Below are 23,628 nucleotides of genomic sequence, written 5' to 3'. Positions count from 1 at the left end.
CCGGGGGGCGCCAAGGCCCCCTGAAAAACAAGACAAGAAGCATGTACGTCATCAAGCGCGACGGCCGCCGGGAGGCGGTGAAGTTCGACAAGATCACCGCCCGGGTGAAGAAACTGTGCTACGGCCTGGACCCCTCCGTGGACGCCACCGCGGTGACCCTCAAGGTGATCGACGGCATCTTCGACGGCGTCACCACCACCCAGCTGGACAACCTCACCGCCGAGGTGAGCGCCACCATGACGGTGAAGCACCCGGACTACGCCCAGCTCGCCAGCCGCATCGCCGTCAGCAACCTGCACAAGAACACCAAGAAGTCCTTCAGCGACGTGATGAAGGACCTCCACGAGTACATCGACCCGAAGACCGGCGAGAAGGCCAGCCTGATCGCCGATGACGTGATGGCCATCATCCGCGCGCACGCCGACACGCTGGACAGCGCCATCATCTACGACCGCGACTTCAACTACGACTACTTCGGCTTCAAGACCCTGGAGCGCAGCTACCTCCTGCGCCTGCACGGCCAGGTGGTGGAGCGCCCCCAGCACATGCTCATGCGCGTGGCCCTCGGCATCCACAAGACGGACCTGGACAGCGCCATCGAGACCTACAACGCGTTGAGCGAGGGCTGGTACACCCACGCCACGCCCACGCTCTTCAACGCCGGCACGCCCAAGCCGCAGATGAGCAGCTGCTTCCTGCTGCAACTGAAGGACGACAGCATCAGCGGCATCTACGACACCCTGAAGCAGTGCGCCCAGATCAGCCAGAGCGCCGGCGGCATCGGCCTCAGCGTACACAACCTGCGCGCGAAGGGCAGCTACATCAAGGGCACCAACGGCACCAGCAACGGCATCGTGCCCATGCTGCGCGTGTTCAACGACACGGCCCGCTACGTGGACCAGGGCGGCGGCAAGCGCAAGGGCAGCTTCGCCATCTACCTGGAGCCCTGGCACGCCGACGTGTTCGACTTTTTGGAACTGAAGAAGAACCACGGCAAGGAGGAGATGCGCGCCCGCGACCTCTTCTTCGCCCTGTGGATCCCCGACCTCTTCATGAAGCGCGTGGAGCAGGGCGCCGACTGGACCCTGATGTGCCCCAACGAATGCCCCGGCCTGGCCGACACCTGGGGCGCGGAGTTCGAGGCGCTGTACGAGCGGTACGAGCAGGAGGGCAAGGGCCGCGGCACCGTGAAGGCGCAGGACCTCTGGTTCAAGGTCCTGGAGAGCCAGATTGAGACCGGCACGCCCTACATCCTCTTCAAGGACGCCGCCAACGGCAAGAGCAACCAGCAGAACCTGGGCACCATCAAGAGCAGCAACCTCTGCACGGAGATCATCGAGTACACCAGCCCCGACGAGGTGGCCGTGTGCAACCTGGGCTCCATCGCCCTGCCCAAGTTCGTCCACAAGGGCAAGTTCGACCACGACAAGCTCTTCGCCATCACCTACCAGCTCACGAAGAACCTCAACCGGGTCATCGACCAGAACTACTACCCCATTCCCGAGGCGCGCCGCAGCAACATGCGCCACCGCCCCATCGGCATCGGCGTGCAGGGCCTGGCGGACGCCTTCATACTCATGCGCCACCCCTTCGACAGCGTGGAGGCCAAGGTGCTGAACCGCGAGATCTTCGAGACCATCTACTACGCCGCCATGACCGCCAGCAAGGACCTGGCGAAGGAGGAGGGCCCCTACGAGACCTACAAGGGCAGCCCGGTGAGCGAGGGCGTCTTCCAGTTCGACATGTGGGGCGTGAAGCCCAGCGACCGCTGGGAGTGGGACGTGCTGCGCGAGGAGGTGAAGACCCACGGCGTGCGCAACAGCCTGCTGCTGGCGCCCATGCCCACGGCCAGCACCGCCCAGATCCTGGGCAACAACGAATGCTTCGAGCCCTACACCAGCAACATCTACACGCGGCGCGTGCTCAGCGGCGAGTTCGTGGTGGTGAACAAGTACCTGCTGCGCGACCTGGTGAAGCTGGGCCTCTGGGGCGAGGACCTCAAGAACAAGATCATCGCCGCCAACGGCAGCGTGCAGCACATCCCGGAGATCCCGCAGAACCTGAAGGAGCTGTACAAGACAGCGTGGGAGATCAGCCAGAAGGTGATCATCGACATGGCCGCCGACCGCGGCGCGTACATCTGCCAAAGCCAGAGCCTGAACATCTTCATGGAGAACGCCAACTTCGGCAAGCTTACCAGCATGCACTTCTACAGCTGGAAGGCGGGCCTGAAGACCGGCATGTACTACCTGCGCACCAAGGCCGCCACGGACGCCATCAAGTTCACGGTTGATAAGAGCAAATTGAGCGAAGCGAAATCCCGTGAAGCGGGAGCGAAGCTGGCGGAGCCCGGGGTGAAGGTGAAAGAGCCCGCCTCCGCCAAGGCTATGGCGGGTGAAAGAGTGCGAGAGGCCGTGGTGGCTGGCAATGGTGCGCCCACAGGCGGCGCCGCGGTGCTGGAGACCGCGCACAGCGCGCCCACCCTCGCGCGCATGGCCACGGCGGAAGCGCGCGCGCCGCAACCCGCCAGCGCAGCGGAGCAGGAAGCGGACGACCTGCCCATGAGCGCCGTGGAGAAGCAGAACGCCGAACGCATGAACGCCCTGAGCAAGCAGGCCGAGGCGCAAGCGCAAATCGCCTGCTCGCTGGATGATCCGGAGGGGTGTGAGATGTGTAGTGGGTAGGAGGGAGATACCGCAGGGTCCCGCCAAATGCGCGGAGATCCTGCGGGGGGTTGGGGGGCATAGGTACACTTACAATAAAAGTAATTGACCATACCCATGGAAAGTACTGCGGTAACACCCGATAATCTTATTATACATGCGCAGGAATCACGCAGTCAGATAAAGCAAATTTTTGTTTTAGACGTCAAATTTAGGCGTGTCATTGAACGAATGGAATACACTTGGGCTGAAGTCCAATGGGAGGATGGATTGGTGCCAATGATAGACTGCCGAGATATATTTCTTTATGTAAATAAAGAAATTCAAACGGTAGTACGTATTGAGAGATCAATTGACGACGAGTCTGATATAGATTTTATCGAAGAATCGAGCCAATATGAAATCCGCAGGGGGAATGGAGTTAGTTACACCGTTTTTTTGTTAAGGGAGCATGCGGGCATTGTTGTGAATAAAATTGTTGTAAGAAATAGAGATGAGGCGAGATTAACTGATGAATACTGGTTTGCTTCTTATGGTAGTGGAAGGTACGTAAGTTCATTTATACGAAAGAAATATAAGAAGAACGGTGAAGGGGAAATGTATGTTCCTTTGTTTGGCAGTGCATTACAACGATTGTTTCTAAATGGATTCGACATGAAGAGTAGTGCAATTAGCGCTGTACGGTTCATTGAAATTATTCAGCCTTACCGGAAGGCAACAGAGCGCGATATGAAAAGGTATCCATACATCAGGGACTCGAAAGTACCAGACTCGCTCTTCGAGAGGGCTATGATGGAGTTGTCGAAACTGTCATTTAAATGGCCCACTCGCCATAGTATAAATGGCCTATGAGCACTAAATGATGTACAACGTAGTGATACCCGAATGGCTTCAGTGGGCTCAAGCTGGCATTTCAGGCGGCATTATGCTCGTCTTGATTTTCGGCAGGACCTACTTGAACAAGAAAGCAGAGAACCTTGCTACAAAACAGGATATAGCTGAAATCACCCGCACCACGGAAAGCATCAAGGGACAATTGAGTTGGGCAGTTCAGAACAGATTGTCATTGGATGAGGAGCAGCGCAAGGCTGTCTTAAAGTTCTACAAGAAGTATCACTACTGGTCGAGCTTATGTGAGGATCCGACATGCGGCAGTGAAAATGACGATTTAGACTCCATCGAACAGTCCTTGCTACGTAGAATGGCCGCATTTCGAGAAATGGATGAAGCCTATGCCATGTATACCTTCTTCTCAGTGGATGCCGCGATGGTGAGTCAAGCATGGGATATGGTGAAGAAGACCATCGAGCTTCAAAGACTTGGCGATAGTCACCTTTATGCTATGAAGCCGATAGCTCTCCGGATAGCACAGCAATACATCGCGCCATTGACTGAGGAGAAAGTGCAAGAACATAATAGAAGCCATCTCAAAATAGTTTGCGCATGAGGATCATGGCACAAGCGAGCTGGACGAAGCCCAGGAAGTTGATGCTGTGATACTCGTAGCGGACCACAGTACGCCTGAAGTTGTTGAGCCAGGCGAAGCATCGCTCCACCTTCCATCTCCGCTTGTATCTGCGAAGCTCCCTTCCATCTTGGGATTTTGAACGCCCTGCGCGGTTCGGTGCGATCATGCGGACCTTCCTGCGCTTGAGCTTGCGATCGAGCTGATCGCTATCGTAGGCCTTGTCGCCGATGAGCACTTGGGGCAATTCTTCCATGAAACGCGCGGCCAGCGTTTGGGTCACGAGCTTCACTTCGTGGGTGCTGGCTCCGAAGGTCCGTACGGCGATAGGAAGACCAGCAGCGTCTGTGACGACCATGATCTTGGTGCCTTTACCTCGCTTAGTCGGGCCGATATGGAGCCCCCTTTTTTGGCACTGGAGAAGGTGCCATCGATGAAGCATTCTGTGATGTCGATCTTCCCTCTTCGTTTGAGGTCCTGCGCCAAGGCCCACAGCACCTTGTCCCATACGCCCTGCTGACACCAGCGCTGGAAGTACCGATGGCACGACTGGTAAGGAGGGTAGCGCGGTGGAAGATCCTGCCATCTGGCTCCTGTCCGGCAGATCCATAATACCCCATTGAACACCTCCCGAGCATCCAGTGGCTTCCTGCCACGCGTCTCGGTCCTCTCTTGAATAGGTGAGAGCAGGTCCTTGACCGCTTCCCACTGGGCGTCCGTGCAGTCCATCGTTTTGGACATCGAAAGAGGACATGCACGGTGAAAGGATCAAGACCCTCCCTTCTTCGGTTGTCAAACGCCCGTTGTTCATGGCTCAGGACACCTCAACTATTTTTGAGATGGCCTCTAGACTTTATGATGAGCTCGATAGCATGAGCAATGACTTTCTCAGTGCCACAAAGCCGGTGACCGAGGAGGTCAATGTGTTAAAGGTGGTCTTCATCAATCAATGCCGCCAAGTGCTTTATGGGCAAACGATTGTTGAGGGTTGATGATTCCCCCCCTCTGCGCGTAGCGTGGCCGGGATCTGAGCGTTGCCTGCGGCTACGCTCGACAAGCACCGGAGCACGGTAGCCTGTGGCTACCCACCCAGCGTAACACGAAGCGCGCGTAGCCACAGGCTACGGAGAGCCTACGGTGTTGCGCGTAGCCGCAGGCTACGCGCAGAAAGCCGCGCACAGCCATACGCGGATAGCTCACCACACCCGCTCCACCTTCAGCAGGCCGGGCTCGTCCTGGTAGTCGCGTGCCGAGCTGTAGAGGTAGTCGCGTGGCTGGTCCACCTGACCGGCACGCACCGGGTTGTCGTGGATGTAGTCCGCCTTCTGCCGTACGGTGAAGGACTGGAGTTGCAAGGGGTGTTGTCGTGCGTCCACACCTTGAAGTGTCGTCCCAAACCTCCGTAGGGTCTCCGAAGGGACCCTGCGCTTGTGAACTGCTGGATCAACTAAAGATCCGGAGCCGAATAAGGCAATAATGTGTAGTTGGTAGACGTGTTGCCGAGTTCCCCGCAGGGTCCCGAAGCGGAGACTATACCTCCGCAGGGTCTCCCGAGGTACGAAGGGGGGCCTGCGCACCTGTATTGCAGGGTCCTCTGGGAGCGACCCCTGCCACGGTTAGGTCGTGCCTTCAAAGCCTCCGCAGGGTCTCCCGAGGTACGAAGGGGACCCTGCGCACCTGTATTGCAGGGTCGAGTTCTCCGCAGGGTCCCGAAGGGGAGACCCTGCGGGGGCCTGGATGTGATCCGTTTGACCCCGCTGCCGCGAATCTGTGACTCGTGGTCCTGATGCCCCAATGCGCTAAGCGTGGCCGTGCCTCTGAGCGTAGCTTGCGGCTACGCTCGACAAGAAAAGAAGCATGGTAGCCGGTGGCTACCTATCCCGTACGCAACTGAACGTGTGTGGCCAGATGCTAACGAGAGCCTCCAGCATTGCGCGTAGCCTGCGGCTACGCGCTTCGATTGGCGCAGCCGCACATAACGCGATACGGGTGCATGATGCTCCCTCTTGGAACACCATGCACCCGTTGCTGGATCGCTGGGGATGGCTTAGTCGAAGAAGGTCACCTTGAATTCGACGCGGCGGTTCCTGGCGCGGCCTTCCGCGGTACCGTTGTCCCCTATGGGGCTTGTCTGCCCGAAGCCTTCACTGCGCAAGCGTGCGGCTTCCACCCCCTTGCTTACCAGGTAGGCCTTCACTGATGCAGCGCGGTCCTTGCTCAGTTGCAGGTTCTTGTCCGCATTTCCGGTGTTGTCCGTGTGGCCGTGGATGTCCAGGTTGTAGGAGGGGTGATCTTCCATCACCTTCACAACATCGTCCAGGATGCCCAGGCTGGCCTTGGTGATCCTGGCGCTGCCGGTCTCGAACTTCACACCGGTGAGGGCCTTCTCGAAGAGGCGGCGCGTCTCTTCCTTCACCTCAGGGCAGCCTTTCATGGCCGCTACGCCAGCCACGTTCGGGCATTTGTCCAAATGGTCCGGTATGCCGTCCCCATCGCTATCGGGGCAGCCATCCCACTTGGCCATACCGGCCGCAGTGGGGCATTTGTCGTCCTTGTCAGCAACGCCATCACCATCGCTGTCCGGGCAACCTTGGGTGGCAGCCGGTCCCGCTTGATCCGGGCACAGGTCATCCTTGTCGGGAATGCCATCCTTGTCGCGATCATCTTCTGGCTTCAGGCGCACGCTTATGCCGTCGATGTAGTAATAGGCACGCTGGCTGTCACCCCCTTCGATCACCTTTTGAGGCTCGAGGCCTGCTGCCGGAAAGGCACCGATCACCAAGAAGCGTTCATCCCCTTCCGCCTTGAATACGCCCTTTACTTCGGTCCAGTTGCCACGCTCGCTGATCACCGTTCGGGTGAACACTTCAGGCATCATGGTGAGGTGCGCGTTGGTGCGTTGGGCCAGGGCTGCAGGGGACAGATGAGCGCCGATGCCAGCCACGGCCCGATCGCTTTCCTGCGCCAGCTTCACGCGGAAGGAGACCTCATAGTCCTGTCCCGCAGCAAGTGGAGCATTGAGTGCGGTCTGCAAGTATTCGCTGTATTGGTTCCACGCGGGTCGGGTGGCCTCTTCGGAACGACCATTCACGGATCGTTTGGGGTTCCAGCGCTGGTCATCCTTGAACGCCACGAATCCGGCATAATGGTCGCCGCTGAATGCTGCGCTGGAGCCCAGTGCGTTGTTCGGCGAGCCGGTGCTGTTCGCGCAAGCGCCAGCACCGAACAGATCCACGGACCCCGCATTGGCATTGCTCCAGCCATCGGCCCGGTCCAGTTGGTCCCACGTGGTGACCTTGCGGCTTATCTGCTGGAAGTCGCCGTTGGCGATGAGGTTCGGCGGTTGGTCCTGGCCGAAGCCAGGCACGTGGAGGACTCCTGTAAGTATGAGTATGAAAAATGATCGTTCCATGATGGGTAGGTTTGGTAGGGGCAAGATGAGGTCTTGGCGGATCATGAACGATAACATTCGTCAGTTCCGATGATCCTGGACGGTCTGAAAGGTGTCGGGCACTAGGACATTGAGCTGATCGTCACAGATATGGTATAATGAAAGTGGTATTTCTAGTAGGGCCTATGACAGTTGAACAGCGCGCAGGTGATCGTTCATTTTGTGCATGACACGCATACGTGTACGCAGTCTCCAAACCTCCGCAGGCTCTCCGAAGGGACCCTGCGCTTGTGAACTGCCGGACCATCTATAGATCCTGAGCCGAATACGGCCAGGGAATGCCCACCGGGATCGTATTCCCGTCCGCTGCGGAAGCCGGGGCACAGGCCACCATGGTGCCCCCGGGGCACAGGTTCCAATGGACCATCGAGTCATCGATCTCGCCGCCGAAGACGGCAGGATCCTCCAGTGCCCCTGACCGGACGGCTACGAAGAGCGCGCAAGTGCGTTGGGCGGTATCGAACACGATGGCATCCAGGTCCAGCTTCGTAGCACGCCCATGAATGTCCTGCGGTCGAAGGGCCCATGGGTCCGTTTCCACCCAGGCGTCCTGTTCACGGCCACAGGAGATGAGTGTTACGACCAGGGCGAACAAGGTGCCGATGCGCATGGTGCGGGCCACACCAAGGTTATGGTGAGCGACAACGGGCTCAACGGAAATAAGAAGAGTTAACGATCGGGCCGGGCGTTCACTGTCCCACACCTACCTCGACCACACCCGCCGAGAGCCTGTGACGCATGGCCCTGCCCAAAGCCCGCGAAGTATTTCCTAAGGCATGAGGATATCCATGCGCTCCTACGCCATGCTGCCGCGGATCCGTGTCTCTTCGCGGTCCTGTTCCGCCGTCAAAGCCTGATGCACACGTTCTTCGCTTCGGTGAAGAAGCGCAACGCGTCCACGCCGCCCTCGCGTCCCACGCCGCTCTGCTTCACGCCGCCGAAGGGGGTGCGCAGGTCGCGGACCATCCAGCAATTCACCCACACGATGCCGGCCTGCAGCGCGCGCGCCACGCGGTGGCTGCGCTTCAGGTCGCGCGTCCACAGCACGGCGGCCAGGCCGTAGGGCGTGGCGTTGGCCAGGGCCACGGCCTGCTCCTCGTCATCGAAGGCTTGCAGCGTCACCACCGGTCCGAAGATCTCCTCCTGGTTGGTGCGGCAGTCAGGGCCGAGGCCCTCGATCACCGTGGGGGCGATGTACCAGCCGTCCCGCAGCGGACCATCGAGCATCACGCGTTCGCCGCCACAGAGCACGCTGCCGCCTTCCTCCCTGGCCAGCGCGATGTAGGCGAGCACCTTCTCCATGTGCTCCTTGGAGACCACCGCACCCAGGTCGCTGGCGGAATCGTCGGGATCGCCCACGCGCAGGGCCTTCACGCGTGCCACGAAGGCCTCCTTGAAGCGGTCGTAGATGCTGCGGTGTATGAGGATGCGTGAGCCGCACAGGCAGATCTGGCCCTGGTTGGTGAAGCTGCTGCGCAGGGTGGTGGCCAGCATGTCATCGAAGTCGCAGTCGGCGAAGACCAGCACGGGGTTCTTGCCGCCGAGTTCCAGGCTCAGCTTCTTGAACATGGGCGCCGCCACACGTGCGATCTCCGCGCCGGTGCGCGTGCCGCCGGTGAAGCTTATGGCCGTGATGCCCGGATGCGCCGTGATGGCCGCGCCCACCTTGGGCCCCGACCCGTGCACGATGTTCAGCACACCCGGCGGCATGCCCGCTTCGGTGCACAGCTGGCTCATGCGATAAGCGGTGAGCGGTGTCACCTCGCTGGGTTTGGCCACCACGCAATTGCCGGTGGCCAGCGCGGGCGCGATCTTCCAGGTGAAGAGGTAGAGCGGCAGGTTCCACGGACTGATGCACCCGACGACACCGATGGGCTGGCGGTCCGTCCAGTTCACCGCCACATCGTCCATCAGGTGCGCCTCGCTGGGGAAGTGCAGGATGGCCGTGGCGAAGAAGCGGAAGTTGGCCACCGCGCGGGGGATGTCCACCTTGCGCGCCAGGGTGAGCGGCTTGCCGTTGTCGCGCGATTCGTCCCTGGCGAAATGCTCCAGGTCGCGTTCGATCAGGTCGGCCAGTTTCAACAACACCTTGCTGCGGCCCTCCCGCCCCAGCGCGTTCCAGGCGGGGAAAGCCTTGCGGGCGGCCTGCCAGGCCAGTTCCACATCGCGTTCATCGCTATCGGGCAAGCGGGCCAGCACACCGCCGGTGGCGGGCGCATGCACGTCCAACCAGGCGCCGCTTTCGGCCGGGCGCAGCGTGCCATCGATCAGGTTCTGCAGGCGTTCCATGGAGGATCCCAAAGGTAGAAGCGCCGCGCTGGTGGGTGCCGGAAGGGTTTCCGTCGGATCGATGTATCCCCGGCACCGAACAGCGCGTACGGGGATCTGTTGAAAAGTAGTCCCTTGACCCACCCCGAAGGACGATCGAAAGCCCGGATCCTTGTCCCCAACTTCGCTCGTCCTTCACAGAACCCCATCCCATGACCCGACAATACGCCTTCTTCCCCCTCTTCTGTGCCTTGGCCTTCGCTGGCCAGCTGGTGGCACAATCCGGCTCGCAGCCCCTCAAGGCCGACCCCGCCAAGCTGAAGCTGCAAGGCTTCACCACCATGCAGGATGCTCCTGTGCAAGTGGCCGAAATGGGCGGTGGTGGCCCGGCCAACGACCTCTGTTCCAACGTGACCCCGTTGCCATTGGCGGTCGGTGGGCAGCTGGTCTTCAATGGCACCACCACAGGCGCCACCAATACCAATGATTTCGTGCCGGGCTCTCCTCTGGACGGACTGGACCCCACCGTGTGGCACGCGTTCACCACCACCACCTGCGCCAATGTCACCATCAGCTATTGCGGCACCAATCCCGCCTTCGGCCTGGTCTGGATCTTCCTGAGCCCCACCTGTCCTGCGGGCGCGGGCTATGTGCTGAACACGTCGAACAATTTCACGGCGTGCGGCGACAACAACGGCACCTTGCTCTATGAGGCGCTGCCCGCAGGCACCTGGTACGTGCCGGTGCTCTACGATGCCGCGCAGGCCAATGGCGCATACACACTGAACGTTTCCGCGGCGGCCTGTGCCGGCGGTTATTGCACAGCGGGCGCCACCAGCACGCAGTTCGAGAAGATCAGCAACGTCACTTACGCCAACATCAACAACAGCTCCACCTCCACGGCGGGCTACGAGGACTTCACCAGCATCACGGCGAACGTGACGCAGGGCGCCACCAACTCCATCACCGTGACCATCGCGGGCGCCTTCCCCGAGGACCAGGTGCTGGTGTGGATCGACCTGAACCAGAACCAGATCTTCGAGGCCAATGAATTGATGTACAGCTCGCCCATGGGCGTTGGGCCGCACTCCGGTCCGATCACCATTCCCATGAGCGCGACGCTGGGCAACACCCGCATGCGGGTGCGGTTGCATGATGCCACCCTGGGACCCAACGCGACCCCCTGCGGCACCAGCACCTACGGCCAGGTGGAGGACTACACGGTGAACATCCAGGAGGCTGGCGGTGGCGGCCCGCCGCCCAACGACCTGTGCACGGGCGCCGTGGTGCAGAACCTGGCACCCGGCGGCACGGTGACCTACAGCGGTGACAACACCGGCGCCAATGTGCTGGCCGGTACCAACTTCGTGGTGGTGTGGGAGGCCTTCACGCTGAGCACCTGCGCCAACGTGACGATCAACTACTGCGTGCCGGGATCGGAGTTCACCAACTTCCTGATCAACGTGGTGAACCAATGCCCCGACGTGCTGGCGGGCGTGCTCACGGGCACCTTCACCGCCTGCGACGTCTTCTTCGCCGAACTGCCCGCAGGCACCTATTGGATCCCCGTGCTGGTGGATCCACCTTCCACACCGGATGGGCCCTACTCGATCAGCGTATCGGCCACGGCCTGCGGAGCTCCGCCACCGGGCTATTGCGCAGCGGGCGCCACCAGCACCCAGTTCGAGAAGATCAGCAACGTCACCTTCGCTGGTTTCAACAACAACTCCACGTCCACCGCCGGCTATGAGGACTTCACCAGCATCCAGGGCAACGTGACGGCGGGCAGCAGCAACCCGATCTCGGTGTCCACTTCCAATGGTTTCCCCGAGGACCAGATCTATGTGTGGATCGATTGGAACCAGAACGAGGTGTTCGAGGCCAATGAACTGGCCTGGACCTCGATCATCAGCGCAGGTCCCACTTTCACCGGCAGCATCCAGGTGCCGATCACCGCGCCGAACGGTGCGACCCGCATGCGGGTCCGTCTCACCGACACCCATGATGGTTCGGAGTATGCGAACGTGATCAATGCCGTGCCCTGCGGCAACAGCACCTACGGCCAGGTGGAGGACTACACCATTGTGGTGAGTGGTGCGCTGGAGTGCGATGCCGATGCCGGCACCCTCAGTGGCGGCGCGGAGACCTGCTTCGAGGACGGCCCTGTGCAGCTCAACGCCACCCCGAATGGCGACGCGGAAGTTCCTCCGGGATTCGAAGTGATCTACGTACTCACCGAAGGCGCGGGCCTGGTGATCATCGATGGCGGCCCGGATCCCAGCTTCGAAGTGGGCGCGATCGGCACCTACACCATACACACCCTGGTGTACGACCCCAACACGCTCGATCTGGACATCGTGGAGATCGGTGTCACCACCGGCTTCGACGTGAACGCCTTGCTGATCCAAGGCGGTGGCACCATCTGCGCCAGCCTGGATGTGGCGGGCGCCGTGTTCGAGGTGGTGCTTTGCTGCGACGCCGATGCGGGCACGCTCAGTGGCGGTGGTGCCATCTGCTACGAGGATGCGCCGGTGACGCTGGCCGCCACCCCCAACGGTGATGCCGACGTACCTGCCGGCTTCGAAACGATCTATGTGCTCACCCAAGGCGCCGGCCTGGTGATCATCGACGCATCACCCACGCCCAGCTTCGAGGTTGACGCGCTCGGCACATACACGATCCACACCCTGGTGTACGACCCCAACACGCTGGACCTCTCCATCGTGGAGCCGGGCGTGACCACGGGCTTCGATGTGAACGCCCTGTTGATCCAGGGCGGAGGCACCATATGCGCCAGCCTGGATGTGGCCGGTGCCGCCTTCGCGGTGATCCTTTGCTGCGATGCGGACGCTGGCACGCTCAACGGTGGCGGTGTGGTCTGCTTCGAGGGCAGCCCCGTGACGCTCAGCGCCACCCCGAACGGTGATGCCGTGGTGCCCCCGGGATTCCTGACGGTGTACGCCCTCACCCAAGGCGCCGGCCTGGTGATCATCGATGCCGCTGCTGCGCCGAGCTTCGAGGTCTCCGCGCTCGGCACCTACACCATCCACACCCTGGTGTACGACCCCACCACGCTGGACCTCTCCATCGTGGAATTGGGTGTCACCACGGGCTTCGATGTGAATGCGCTGCTGATCCAGGGCGGAGGCACCATCTGCGCCAGCCTGGATGTGGCCGGTGCGGCCTTCTCCGTGGAAGAGTGCGGTGGTTACTGTGACGCTGGCGCCGATGGCACGGGCCTGGGTCTGGAGGAACGCATCATCAACGTCACCTTCGCCGGCATCAACAACAACTCACCCAACGCGTCACCCGCGCCGCCGGCTTACTCGGACTTCACCAACGTGACAGGCACCGTTTCGCCGGGCCAGACCTACCCGATCGCCATCGATGTGGCGCGCAACGGAGCCAACACCTCCTACAGCACCAACCAGGTGCTGGTGTGGATCGACCTGAACCAGGACGAGGACTTCTTCGATGCCGGTGAACTGGTCTTCACCTCCATCATCGGTTCGGTGGACATCTATACGGGCAACGTCACCATCCCGGCCGGCACCCCGCTGGGCACCACGCGCATGCGCATCCGCCTGCACGACACCCACGATGGCAGCCAGTACACCAACAACTTCAACGACACGCCCTGCGGACTGGCCAGCTATGGCGAGGTGGAGGACTATTCGCTGATCGTACAGCCTGGTGTTGGCATCGCCGAGGATATCGCGGGCGCCGGATGGAACGTGTTCCCCAACCCGAACACGGGTGACTTCACCGTGGTGTACGGCGGTGCCGATGCGCTGGTGGCCATGGATGTGTTCGATGTGGCGGGCCGTGCCGTGCACCAGGAGTCGCGCTACATGACGCGTGGCGAGGCCGTTTGGATGGCGCTGGGCGGCAAACTCGTGCCGGGCACCTATGTGCTGCGCTTCACCACGGACAACCACCGCCACGAGCAGCGAATCGTGGTGCATTGACCAGGCAACGATAGGAGCGGAGGCGGGACCATCGTGTCCCGCCTCTTTCTTTTCGGTCGAACGGACCTCCATTGACATGAACTTTGCACCCTCCGGTACAACCCACACCCGCTCGATGAAGGCACGCTACGCACTCTGCTCAACACCTCCCCGTTCCCTCCTGTCCCTCCTGTCCTTGATAACCTCCCTGGTCTTGTGCGGCCAGGGCGCGCAACCATGGCCGGCGGACAAGTGGCCCACCGAAGCCATCACCATCGGCACCTGGGGACCGTCCGCATTGGATCCCGCGCTGCCCATGGGCGGCCCACCGCCGAATGACGACTGCTCGGGCGCCACGATCGTGGAATTGCCTGTGGGCGGAAGTGTGACGGTGAACGGTGACAACACGGGCGCTTCCGATGGGATCGGATTCGGCGTGCCCGAAGTGTGGGAAGCCTTCACCGTGAGCGCCTGCGTGGACCTCACTGTATCCTACTGCGGCACCGACCCCGCGTTCGAGGGGGCCTACACGCTCCTGTTCATGGGCTGCCCCTTCAACAACCTGGTGAACCTTGGGCAGGGTTCCGTGACCACGGACGAATGTGGCGATGGCAACTTCAGCATCTTCTTCCCCCAAGTGCCGGTGGGCACCTATTTCTATGCGGTGCTGGGCGGCAGTGGCGCCACCGGACCCTACACCCTCACCTTCAGCGGCACACCCTGCACGGCCACACCGCCGGATAATGATGAATGCGATGGGGCCATTGAACTGGTCCCGGCACCTGCATGCCTGCCGGTCACGGGTGATGTCTTCGGCGCGCTGGTGAGTGGCGGTTCGCTGCCGGCGGTCTTCTGCGCCGGTTTCCTGGGCAATGCCCAGGATGATGTCTGGTACAGTTTCACCGCCACCGCCACTGAGCACACCATCATCGTGGATGGCAGTCCTGCATTCGATGCCACAGTGGACCTGCGCGCCGGCAGTTGCGCCAATTCGGTGAGCATCGCCTGTGCGGATGCCGCATCGGCCGGCGGTGTGGAGGTGCTCGAAGCCACCGGACTCACCATCGGGGAGATCTACTTCGTGCGCGTGAACGACTGGTACGGCGGCATGCCCGCCACCACCACTTTCGAGATATGCGTCATTGGTCCTGGCGTGGTGGAAGAATGCGAGGCCTTCGCGGGCACGCTGGTCCCGATCGACGCGAACCCCTGCCTGGAAGATGGCACAGCGATCCTGCTGGCCACCCCGAGCGGTGACGCCGTGGTACCCGATGGCTACGGCCTGCTGTATGTGCTCACGCAGGGCGAGGAGCTGGTCATCATCAACGCGCAGGGCGATCCCTTCTTCGGGGTGGGCGCCGAAGGGCTTTACACCATCCACACGCTGGTGTACGATCCGGCCACGCTGGACCTGGGCCAAGTGGTGATCGGCGTGACCACGGGATCCGACATCGCGGCACTGTTGATCGAGAACGGCGGCGACATCTGCGCGAGCCTCGATGTGGCGGGCGCTCAATTCAATGTGCAGGATTGCTCTGCGCCTCCGTGTGATGCATATGCTGGCACCCTCACCGGCGGTGGCGTGGCCTGCGTGGTGGCGGGGACCTCTCCGCTGACGGCCATTCCGGAAGGCAATGCGTCAGTGCCGCAGGGCTACGAGGTGATCTATGTATTGACGCAGGGCGCCGGGCTGACGATCATCGGTGTGAACACCGAACCGGAGTTCATCGCCGAGGAACTTGGCTTGCACACCATACACACCCTGGTGTACGATCCCACCACGCTCGACCTCTCCATCGTGGAATTGGGCGTCACCACGGGCTTCGATGTGAACGCGTTGCTTATCCAAGGCGGTGGCGAGGTCTGCGCTTCGCTCGACGTGGTGGGCGCGCAATACAGTGTGGAAGACTGCCAGCCACCTTTCTGCGAGGCCCTCGCGGGCACGCTTTCGCCGATCGATGCGAACCCCTGCCTGGAAGATGGTACAGCGATCCTGCTGGGAACCCCGGGCGGTGACGCCGTGGTACCCGATGGCTACGGCCTGCTGTATGTGCTCACGCAGGGCGAGGAACTTGTCATCATCAACGCGCAGGGCGATCCCTTCTTCGGGGTGGGCGCCGAAGGGCTTTACACCATCCACACGCTGGTGTACGATCCGGCCACGCTGGACCTGGGCCAAGTGGTGATCGGCGTGACCACGGGATCCGACATCGCGGCACTGTTGATCGAGAACGGCGGCGACATCTGCGCGAGCCTCGATGTGGCGGGCGCGCAATTCAATGTGCAGACCTGTCTGCCGCCCTGCGAGGCTGATGCTGGCTCGCTCCTGGCCGTGGCCACACCGGTGTGCCTGGTGAATGGCAACGCGATCGTCGCCGCCACACCGCAGGGCGATGCCAACGTTCCTGACGGTTACGAAGTGGCCTATGCACTGACGCAGGGTCCCGCATTGGTGATCGTAGCGCTCTCCGGGGGGCCGGTCTTCTCCGCCGCGACACCGGGACAATACACGATCCACACTTTGGTCTATGACCCCGCCACGGTGGATCCCGGACAGTTGATCCTGGGTGAGACCACGGGCTTCGACATCAACGCGTTGTTGATCCAGGGCGGTGGAAGCATTTGTGGCGCACTGGACGTCACGGGCGCCACGGTCATCGTACTCGATTGCATCCCGGAGAACGACCTCTGCGCGAACGCCACCGAACTCACCATCGAACTGGATTGTGCGCCCACGGCAGGCGACAACACCTACAGCGTGCCCGGCCCCGGCAACCCGGCCTGTGACTTCAGCACCGTGGGCTACACCGATGTGTGGTACACCTTCAACGCCGGCTTGAACTCGGAGGTGGAGATCACCCTCGATCCGATCGGCATGACCGATTGGGGCATCGTGGTGTTGACCGCATGCGGCGGCGCCGAAGTGGCCTGCGAAGTGCAGCCCAGCGGGCCGCTCACGGTACCCGTCACACAGGGCGAGGAATACTTGGTGCGCATCTTCAGCAACCTGCAATTCGGCACGGGCGGCGCATTCACGGTGTGCATCACCGGCCAGGTCCCATCCCTTTTCTGCGACGGTGGCACCGTGGCCACCAGCGACCAGGCCTCCGTGGAGTTCGTTTGCCAGGACGGCCAGTCGGACGTGATCGCCTTCGTGAACAGTTCCATCTCCTCCCAGAGCTACACCTATGTGCTTACCAATGCGCTTGATATCATCATCACCCAACTCGCCGGGATCTCCCTGGACTTCAACGGGCTGCCACTGGGCGAATACCGCGTGTGGGGCATTTCGCACAATGGGGCACTTGTGGGGGCGGTACCGGGGAACGCACTCCCATCCATCTCCAGCACCGGTGCCTGCCTGTCCTTCAGCGGCGACTTCGTCACCGTGTTCGTGGAGATCTGCACCGGCATGGAAGAACTGATCGCATCCGACTGGACCATCCACCCCAACCCGGCGCAGGGAGAAGCCTGGCTGCGGCACGACGGTGCCGGTGGTGATGTGGTGATGGAGGTCTTCGATGCGGGTGGCCGTCTGGTCCATACCGAACGGTGGTGGCAGGAAGCCGGGGCGGCAAGAGACCTGGACTTCGTGCAAGGGCTGGTACCCGGACTGTACACCGTGCGCTTGACCACCACTGCAAGTGCGGTGGGCCTGAGACTGGTGGTGGCGCGGTGATCGGGCGGGAGCAGGGCCGTACCTGAAGGAAACCTTGGCTGCGGACGGGAGGTACAAGCCCCCCATATCCACGAGCCATGCACGCCATCCGTACATCCCTGGCCATCATCGCTTTGACCACCCTGCCAGGTCTCGCCTACGCGCAGGAGAACGCCGCGAAAAGCAAGGCCGGAGCAACGGCCGAACCTGTGTTGCCCATCACCGGCCGCATCACCGATGGCGACAAGAAATTGGAGGGCTGCCACATCGCGGTCTACCGGGAGAATGATCTGGTGGGTGAACAGACCACCGACAAGACCGGCAAGTTCAAGGTGGGGCTGCCCGTCGGCGAGACCTACGGCATCGTATTCCAACGGGAGGGCTTCGTCCCCAAACGCATCCTGGTGGACACCCGTGCCGAATTGCCCAAAGGCGAGCTGGTCTTCGAGCCGCTCGACATGGAGGTGAGCATGCTGGCCTCCTCCAAGTACGACGGTACCGACACCGATGCGCTGGACTTCCCCTTCGCCATCGTCAGTTGGGACAAGCGTGTGAAGGCCTTCACCCAGGACGAGAAGTACACGCGCGACATGATGCGCACCAACGGCGCCCTGCTGTTGATGGCCGGCCGAAGCACCCGGCAGTAAGGCGCGCCCGGACCGCTACCTTTAGCGGCACGAACCTCCGGGCCATGAGCATCCGCAGACCCTTCGACCTCCGCGGCTGGGTCAACACCAACCGCGATCTGTTGAAACCCCCCGTGGGCAACAAGAATCTCTATGCCGAGGCAGGCGACTACATCGTGATGGTGGTGGGCGGCCCCAACGCGCGCAAGGACTACCACTGGAACGAGACCGAGGAGCTCTTCTACCAGCTGGAAGGCGACATCGAAGTGGGCATCCAGGAGGATGGCAAGGCGGTGACCATCCCGATCAAGGAAGGCGAGATGTTCCTGCTTCCCGCACGTGTGCCCCACCAACCGCGCCGCCCGGCGAACACCGTGGGCCTGGTGATCGAGGTGAAGCGAGACGACCGCGAGTTGGAGGATGGCCTCCAGTGGTATTGCGAAAAGTGCAACAACCTGTTGCACGAATACCGCTTCGTGCTGCACAACATCGAGAAGGACTTCATCCCGCGCTTCCGCGAGTTCTACGGCAACGAGGAACTGCGCACCTGCAAGAAGTGCGGCCATGTGATGGCGACCGACCCCCGCTTCGTGTAGATGCGCATGACCGGGCCCCTCACCGTCGACATCCACACGCACATCCTGCCGGAGAACATCCCGGATTTCGGCGCCAAGTACGGCTACCGGGGATTCATCCATCTGGACCACCACCGGCCGGGCTGCGCACGCATGATGATGGACGACAAGTTCTTCCGCGAGGTACAGGCCAACTGCTGGGATCCCGCCACGCGCATCGCCGAATGCGACCAGCATGGCGTGCATGTACAGGTGCTCAGCACCGTGCCGGTGATGTTCAGCTACTGGGCCAAGCCGCACGACACGCTGGACCTGTCGATGTTCCTCAACGACCACATCGCGGGCATCGTGCAACGCTGGCCGAAACGGTTCACTGGCCTGGGCACCGTGCCCATGCAGGATGTCTCGCTCGCCATCCAGGAGCTGGAGCGCTGCAAGCGCATCGGCCTGGTGGGCGTGCAGATCGGCACGCACATCAACGGCATCAACCTGGGCGAGCCGCGACTCTTCGATTTCTTCGCCGCCTGCGCCGCGCTGGACATGGCGGTGTTCGTGCATCCCTGGGACATGATGGGCGCCGATCGGCTGGACAAATACTGGATGCCCTGGCTGGTGGGCATGCCGGTGGAGACCACCGTGGCCATCACCTCCATGATCTTCAGCGGGCTGCTGGAGCGGCTGCCCGCGTTGCGCGTGGCCTTCGCCCATGGCGGTGGCTCCTTCCCGGCCACCGTAGGCCGCATCGCCCATGGCTTCCAAGTGCGCCCTGATCTCTGCGCCGTGGACAATCCTGTGGACCCGCGCGCGTACCTCGGCCGCTTCTGGATCGATGCGCTGGTGCACGACCCCACCATGCTGGGCTATGTGGTGGACCTCCTGGGCGCCGAGCGGGTGGCGCTCGGCACCGACTATCCCTTCCCGCTGGGCGAACTGGAACCCGGCCAGCTCATCCGCAGCATGCCTTGGGATGATGCCCGAAAGGAGATGCTCCTGAGTGGCGCGGCCATGCGATGGATGGGGTTGGAGGCAAGGGCCTTTCTGCCCGATTGAGCACCGATCAGCGGATCAGGTTCACGTGCCCGAACACGGTGCGGCGCTCGCCGGAGAGCTCCTCCAGATCGATGCGCCAGACGTATGTGTCGATCGGTGCTTCGCGGCCACGGTAGGTGCCGTCCCACCGGCCATCGAGGCTCTCAGTGCGGAAAAACTCGATACCCCAGCGGTCGAAGATGAGCAGGCGGAAGGTCTTGATCTCCGAGCCCAGGGCGAAGAAGAAGTCGTTGTCTCCATCCCCGTTCGGCGTGAAGGTGTTCGGCACGAAGAGGGTGCCGTTGAGGATGATGGTGATCGTGGCGGTGTTGGTGCAGCCGTTGCCCGCGGTGATCGTCACCGTGTAGGTGGTGGTCTGTTGCGGTGTGGCGATGGTGCCCGGGCAGGTGGGGCAATCGAGCCAGATCGGTGGTGTCCATTCGAAAGTGCCATCGCCAAAGGCTTCGATCCACACCTGGTCGCCCAGTTCGATCACCGCATCCCCGGTGGCCCACACCGGCGGGTCGGGCAGCATGCCGATGGTGAGCGAGGCGCTGCCTTCACAGCCCAGTGCGTCGGTGGCGGTGACGGTGAAGGTCGTCTGCTGGAAGACCGTGGCCACGGGGTTCGCGATGCTGGCGTTGTCCAACCCTTCCGGCGGCGACCAATTGTAGGACACGCCACCGGTGGCGAAGAGCGGTACAGGAGATCCCGGGCAGATGATCGTGTCCGGCCAGGCCATCGCGTTCACTGTGATCACGTCCACGAAAGCACTGTCCAGCATGAAGCCACAGATGTTGTAGGCCGTGACCACATACAGGGTGGGTTCCGTGGGGCTTACCACGGGGTTCTGCACATCCAGTGTGCTGATGCCCGGCGCGGGCTGCCACAGCCATTGGTTCCCATCCGGACCGAAGAGTTGCACCGAAGATCCCAGGCAGATCGCCGTGTCCTGGAGTGTGGGCATGGGTTCCATCACCACCACGTTCACCGTCACCGAATCGATCACCACGCAGCCTTCCGGTGTGGTGATGGTGACCACGTAGGTGGTGGTGTCCGTCGGATTGGCGACCGGTGCGGGCGAGAAGGGATCGGAGAGCCCTATGACCGGCGACCATACGAAGGTGCCTGCGCCCATGGTGGTCAGGGTCACACCGGCACCGAGGCACATGTCCACATCGGGTTGCGAGGATCCGGTGGCCGGGATGAACTCCACCTCCACCCAGGCCGTGTCCGTGCCGCACACGCCGGTCACCACCAACTGGATGGTCATGGCGCTATCCAGCGTGGCGATGGGGTTCTGCACGAAAGCGTTCTCGAAGATCTCCGGCGGAGACCACTGCCAGGCCTCGGCGTCCACACCGAAGAGTTGCAGGCTTCCACCCGGGCAGATGGGGAGCACCGGTTCGATGCCGGCCACCGGCGGTGGCAGGCTGGTGATCTCGATGCTGCTGGTGGCGGGCTGTGAGCAGCCGTATTGGTCGGTCATGGTCATCGTCACGATGAACACGCCTTCCTGCGTATAGGTGTGTGCCGGGGCGAACTCGGTGCTGGTGTTGCCATCGCCGAAATCCCACAGGTAGGTGTTGCCGCCGGTGCTGTTGTTCACGAACTGGACCGTAGCTGGGAAGCAGATCTGGTTGTCACCGGCGATGTCAATGTCCGCCTGCGGGATGAAGAGATCGAACTTGAACACGCCCAGGTTGCAGTTGGGGTGGCCCGCATTGGTGCTCCAGGCGCCCGGGGTGGTTGGGAAGCTGCCCGCGCCACAGGCCGCGCAGACCGCTTGGTACACCTTGCCGTTCTTGTCGAATCGGCTGGTGCCACCGTCCACATGCTCCGAGGCGGACCCACCGAAATAGGTGGCGTAGTTGAGGCCTTCGGCATCGGGCTCCAGCACCATCAGGTAGAAGTCACTGCCGTCGGTGGTGGTCTGGTAGGCGCCGGGCGTGATGGGCAGGTTGTTGGTGTTGCTGTTGGTGGGCGTGCCGATGTTGTTGGTCTGGCCGCCCCAGCCACTGAAGTAGATCTGCCCGCAGTTGGCCACGAGGAATGCCGATGGGGCGATGTCTTCCACCCCGCTGCCATTGCCGATGCGCGTGCTCCAGATGGAAGTGCCCAGGTCGCTGCTGATCTTGTGGATGAACTGGCTGCTGCCCGGATTGGCGTACTTGCCGGGTGTCACCGGATAGTTGCCACGCGTCTGGCCCACCACATACACGTTGTCCGCCGGGTCCAACTGCACGAAGTAGCTCTGGTCATAGGCCGCGGTGCCCAGATAGGTCGAGGCCAACAAGGTGTTGCCCGCGGGGCTGAAACGCGCCACATAGCCGTCGATACCGCCGAGCTGCGCCGGGTGCAGCGGGTTGCCCATCATGGGCAGGTTGTTGCTGTTGGTGCCGCCGGTGACATACACATGGCCCTGGCTGTTCACCTGGATGCCGAAGCCCCCATCAGAACCCACACCACCGTAGTAGGTGCCCCAGAGCAGCGTGCTCAGCGTGGGGTCGAAGCGGCAGAAGTAGGCGTCCAGCGGGCCGCCCGCGTAACTATCCTGTGGTGCTCCGGGGCTGGTGGGCATGTTCTGGCTGGCCGTGCAGGTGGCCACCAAGGGGTTGCCGTCGGGGTCCAAGGCCACCTCGCCACGAAAGGGGTCGCCGTAGTTGTAGTACAGCGGGGAGGTGTTCACCCCGTCGTTTCCGCTGCCGCCGATGTAGGTTGAACCTATCAGGGCCGTACCCGCCGCATTGAGGTGGGTGAGGAAGACATCCGAACCCTGCGGGAAATCGAAGCCGTAGCCGCCGCCGGGGATCAGCAGCATGGGGCCGCCGCCGAAGGTGTTGTCGAAGCAGCCCGGTGTGGTGGGGAAGTTCGCCGAACCCGTGCTGCCCATCACATACAGTTCGTTCTGTTCATTCACCACCAGGCTGTGGGGCGCCTCGTTACCATTGCCCCCGATGTAGGTGCTCCATACCAGCGCATTGCCCGTGGGGGTCCACTTGCTGATGCCCACATCGATGCTCCCGCCGTTGAAGGTGGGGTCGAAGGCCCCCACCGTGCTGGGGTAGCCGGCGCCGAAGACGATGCCCCCGCCATAGAGGTGGCCATCATCGTCGTAAGTCGCTGTGAATCCGAAGTTGTCCGCCGTGCTGCCACTGAAGCTGCTGAAGGTGAGCACCGGATCGATGGTCAAGGGCAGTGTCACATCGTGGCCATCGGGCAGTCGAAAGGAGAGCAGGTCGCCGCGCAAGGCGTACTCGGCGCGCACGGGGTTGCGGTCGCCACCCACGGCATGGAAGACCACCGGCGCCTCTTCCACCACCAGGCCTGTGCTGAGGGCGATGTGCAGCTCGCGGTCCTTCACGGCCAGTCCGTCGTGCCCTTCGTAGCGGAAGCGCGCCAAGGCGGGGTCGGCACCGGGGGCCACCAGCACATCGTACTTCAAGCCGTGCCTGCCATCCAGCCGGATGTCGATCCCCGGCCAGACCTCGCGCAGCCACACCTCGCCATGTACCGCACAACCACCACCCCAATGGTCGGGATCGTTCCCGATGAAGTGGTTCTCATAATGCGGCAAGGTGGCTTTGCCCTCGTGGCCGCTTGCCTGTCCACCCAGGAAATGCACGCGGTAGGCATGCCCACGCGGCACGGGTTGCGGGCCGCCGTCATCGGGCCGGGCATGGCGGTGCAGGTCCAGCCCGCTGTACTGCACATAGGTGAACGCGCCGGCCTCCACGAAGAGGGCGCCACCAGGCAGCATGGCGCGGTACAGCACCTGGCCGGGCCACTGCCCACGGTTCTCCGTGAAGGTCACCGCCGGGGCATGACCCAGCAGCGCCAGGGGTGTGGCCAAAAGGATGATGAACGCTGGGATGCGCACCGGGCAGGGAGGTGGAGGGACACCAAAATACGCCTTGATGACCTACGCGGGGCGCCCGGGGTTGCT

General features: G+C 62.2%; 16 protein-coding genes. 9 read left to right on the top strand and 7 right to left on the bottom strand.

The window, feature by feature from the left end; all coding sequences use genetic code 11:
* Nucleotides 1–41: 41 nt before the first annotated feature.
* From KIT10_11725 to KIT10_11715, 3 genes are all read left to right on the top strand, one after another.
* Nucleotides 42–2,684, top strand: a complete 2,643-nt coding sequence (locus KIT10_11725) for a ribonucleoside-diphosphate reductase subunit alpha (GenBank protein ID MCW5899926.1) — start codon at nucleotides 42–44, stop codon at nucleotides 2,682–2,684.
* A gap of 96 nt (nucleotides 2,685–2,780) precedes the next feature.
* Nucleotides 2,781–3,515, top strand: a complete 735-nt coding sequence (locus KIT10_11720; GenBank protein MCW5899925.1) for a hypothetical protein — start codon at nucleotides 2,781–2,783, stop codon at nucleotides 3,513–3,515.
* A 7-nt stretch (nucleotides 3,516–3,522) separates the two neighbouring features.
* Entirely contained in the window at nucleotides 3,523–4,110 is a 588-nt protein-coding gene (locus KIT10_11715) for a hypothetical protein (protein MCW5899924.1), read from the top strand.
* Here KIT10_11715 and KIT10_11710 read toward each other — a convergent pair.
* Both KIT10_11710 and KIT10_11705 read right to left on the bottom strand, forming a co-directional pair.
* A complete protein-coding gene (locus KIT10_11710) occupies nucleotides 4,091–4,486 on the bottom strand; it encodes an IS5 family transposase (GenBank protein ID MCW5899923.1) in 396 nt (131 codons plus the stop codon). The genes KIT10_11715 and KIT10_11710 overlap by 20 nt on opposite strands.
* Nucleotides 4,417–4,857, bottom strand: a complete 441-nt coding sequence (locus KIT10_11705; GenBank protein MCW5899922.1) for a transposase — start codon at nucleotides 4,855–4,857, stop codon at nucleotides 4,417–4,419. Before KIT10_11705 ends, KIT10_11710 begins: the two co-directional genes overlap by 70 nt.
* A gap of 23 nt (nucleotides 4,858–4,880) precedes the next feature.
* Here KIT10_11705 and KIT10_11700 point away from each other — a divergent pair, with 23 nt between their 5' ends.
* Nucleotides 4,881–5,120, top strand: a complete 240-nt coding sequence (locus tag KIT10_11700) for a hypothetical protein (protein ID MCW5899921.1) — start codon at nucleotides 4,881–4,883, stop codon at nucleotides 5,118–5,120.
* A 204-nt stretch (nucleotides 5,121–5,324) separates the two neighbouring features.
* Here KIT10_11700 and KIT10_11695 read toward each other — a convergent pair whose 3' ends face one another.
* The 4 genes from KIT10_11695 to KIT10_11680 form a co-directional block, all read right to left on the bottom strand.
* Nucleotides 5,325–5,504 carry a hypothetical protein gene (locus tag KIT10_11695; GenBank protein ID MCW5899920.1) on the bottom strand — a complete coding sequence of 60 codons (180 nt, stop codon included), beginning with the start codon at nucleotides 5,502–5,504 and terminating at the stop codon, nucleotides 5,325–5,327.
* 671 nt (nucleotides 5,505–6,175) lie between these two features.
* Nucleotides 6,176–7,540 (bottom strand): OmpA family protein, encoded by a 1,365-nt coding sequence (locus KIT10_11690; protein MCW5899919.1) that lies wholly within the window; start codon nucleotides 7,538–7,540, stop codon nucleotides 6,176–6,178.
* 286 nt (nucleotides 7,541–7,826) lie between these two features.
* Nucleotides 7,827–8,201, bottom strand: a complete 375-nt coding sequence (locus tag KIT10_11685; GenBank protein MCW5899918.1) for a hypothetical protein — start codon at nucleotides 8,199–8,201, stop codon at nucleotides 7,827–7,829.
* Nucleotides 8,202–8,425: 224 nt separating this feature from the next.
* On the bottom strand, nucleotides 8,426–9,868 hold the full coding sequence (locus KIT10_11680; GenBank protein ID MCW5899917.1) for an aldehyde dehydrogenase: 1,443 nt from the start codon (nucleotides 9,866–9,868) through the stop codon (nucleotides 8,426–8,428).
* Nucleotides 9,869–10,059: 191 nt separating this feature from the next.
* Here KIT10_11680 and KIT10_11675 point away from each other — a divergent pair, with 191 nt between their 5' ends.
* From KIT10_11675 to KIT10_11655, 5 genes are all read left to right on the top strand, one after another.
* Nucleotides 10,060–13,815, top strand: a complete 3,756-nt coding sequence (locus tag KIT10_11675; GenBank protein MCW5899916.1) for a T9SS type A sorting domain-containing protein — start codon at nucleotides 10,060–10,062, stop codon at nucleotides 13,813–13,815.
* Between the two features lie 175 nt (nucleotides 13,816–13,990).
* Nucleotides 13,991–17,473, top strand: a complete 3,483-nt coding sequence (locus KIT10_11670; protein ID MCW5899915.1) for a T9SS type A sorting domain-containing protein — start codon at nucleotides 13,991–13,993, stop codon at nucleotides 17,471–17,473.
* Nucleotides 17,474–17,550: 77 nt separating this feature from the next.
* Nucleotides 17,551–18,099 (top strand): carboxypeptidase regulatory-like domain-containing protein, encoded by a 549-nt coding sequence (locus KIT10_11665; protein ID MCW5899914.1) that lies wholly within the window; start codon nucleotides 17,551–17,553, stop codon nucleotides 18,097–18,099.
* 44 nt (nucleotides 18,100–18,143) lie between these two features.
* A complete protein-coding gene (locus KIT10_11660) occupies nucleotides 18,144–18,674 on the top strand; it encodes a 3-hydroxyanthranilate 3,4-dioxygenase (protein ID MCW5899913.1) in 531 nt (176 codons plus the stop codon).
* A gap of 6 nt (nucleotides 18,675–18,680) precedes the next feature.
* Nucleotides 18,681–19,703, top strand: a complete 1,023-nt coding sequence (locus KIT10_11655) for an amidohydrolase (GenBank protein MCW5899912.1) — start codon at nucleotides 18,681–18,683, stop codon at nucleotides 19,701–19,703.
* Nucleotides 19,704–19,710: 7 nt separating this feature from the next.
* Here the strand turns inward: KIT10_11655 and KIT10_11650 are convergent, their stop codons facing one another.
* A complete protein-coding gene (locus KIT10_11650) occupies nucleotides 19,711–23,562 on the bottom strand; it encodes a gliding motility-associated C-terminal domain-containing protein (protein ID MCW5899911.1) in 3,852 nt (1,283 codons plus the stop codon).
* Nucleotides 23,563–23,628: the final 66 nt, after the last annotated feature.

Source organism: Flavobacteriales bacterium (genome assembly GCA_026129465.1).
GTDB lineage: Bacteria > Bacteroidota > Bacteroidia > Flavobacteriales_F > PHOS-HE28 > PHOS-HE28.
The sequence above is the reverse complement of the archived record's forward strand: the minus strand, read 5'-3'. Positions and strand labels throughout refer to the sequence as shown.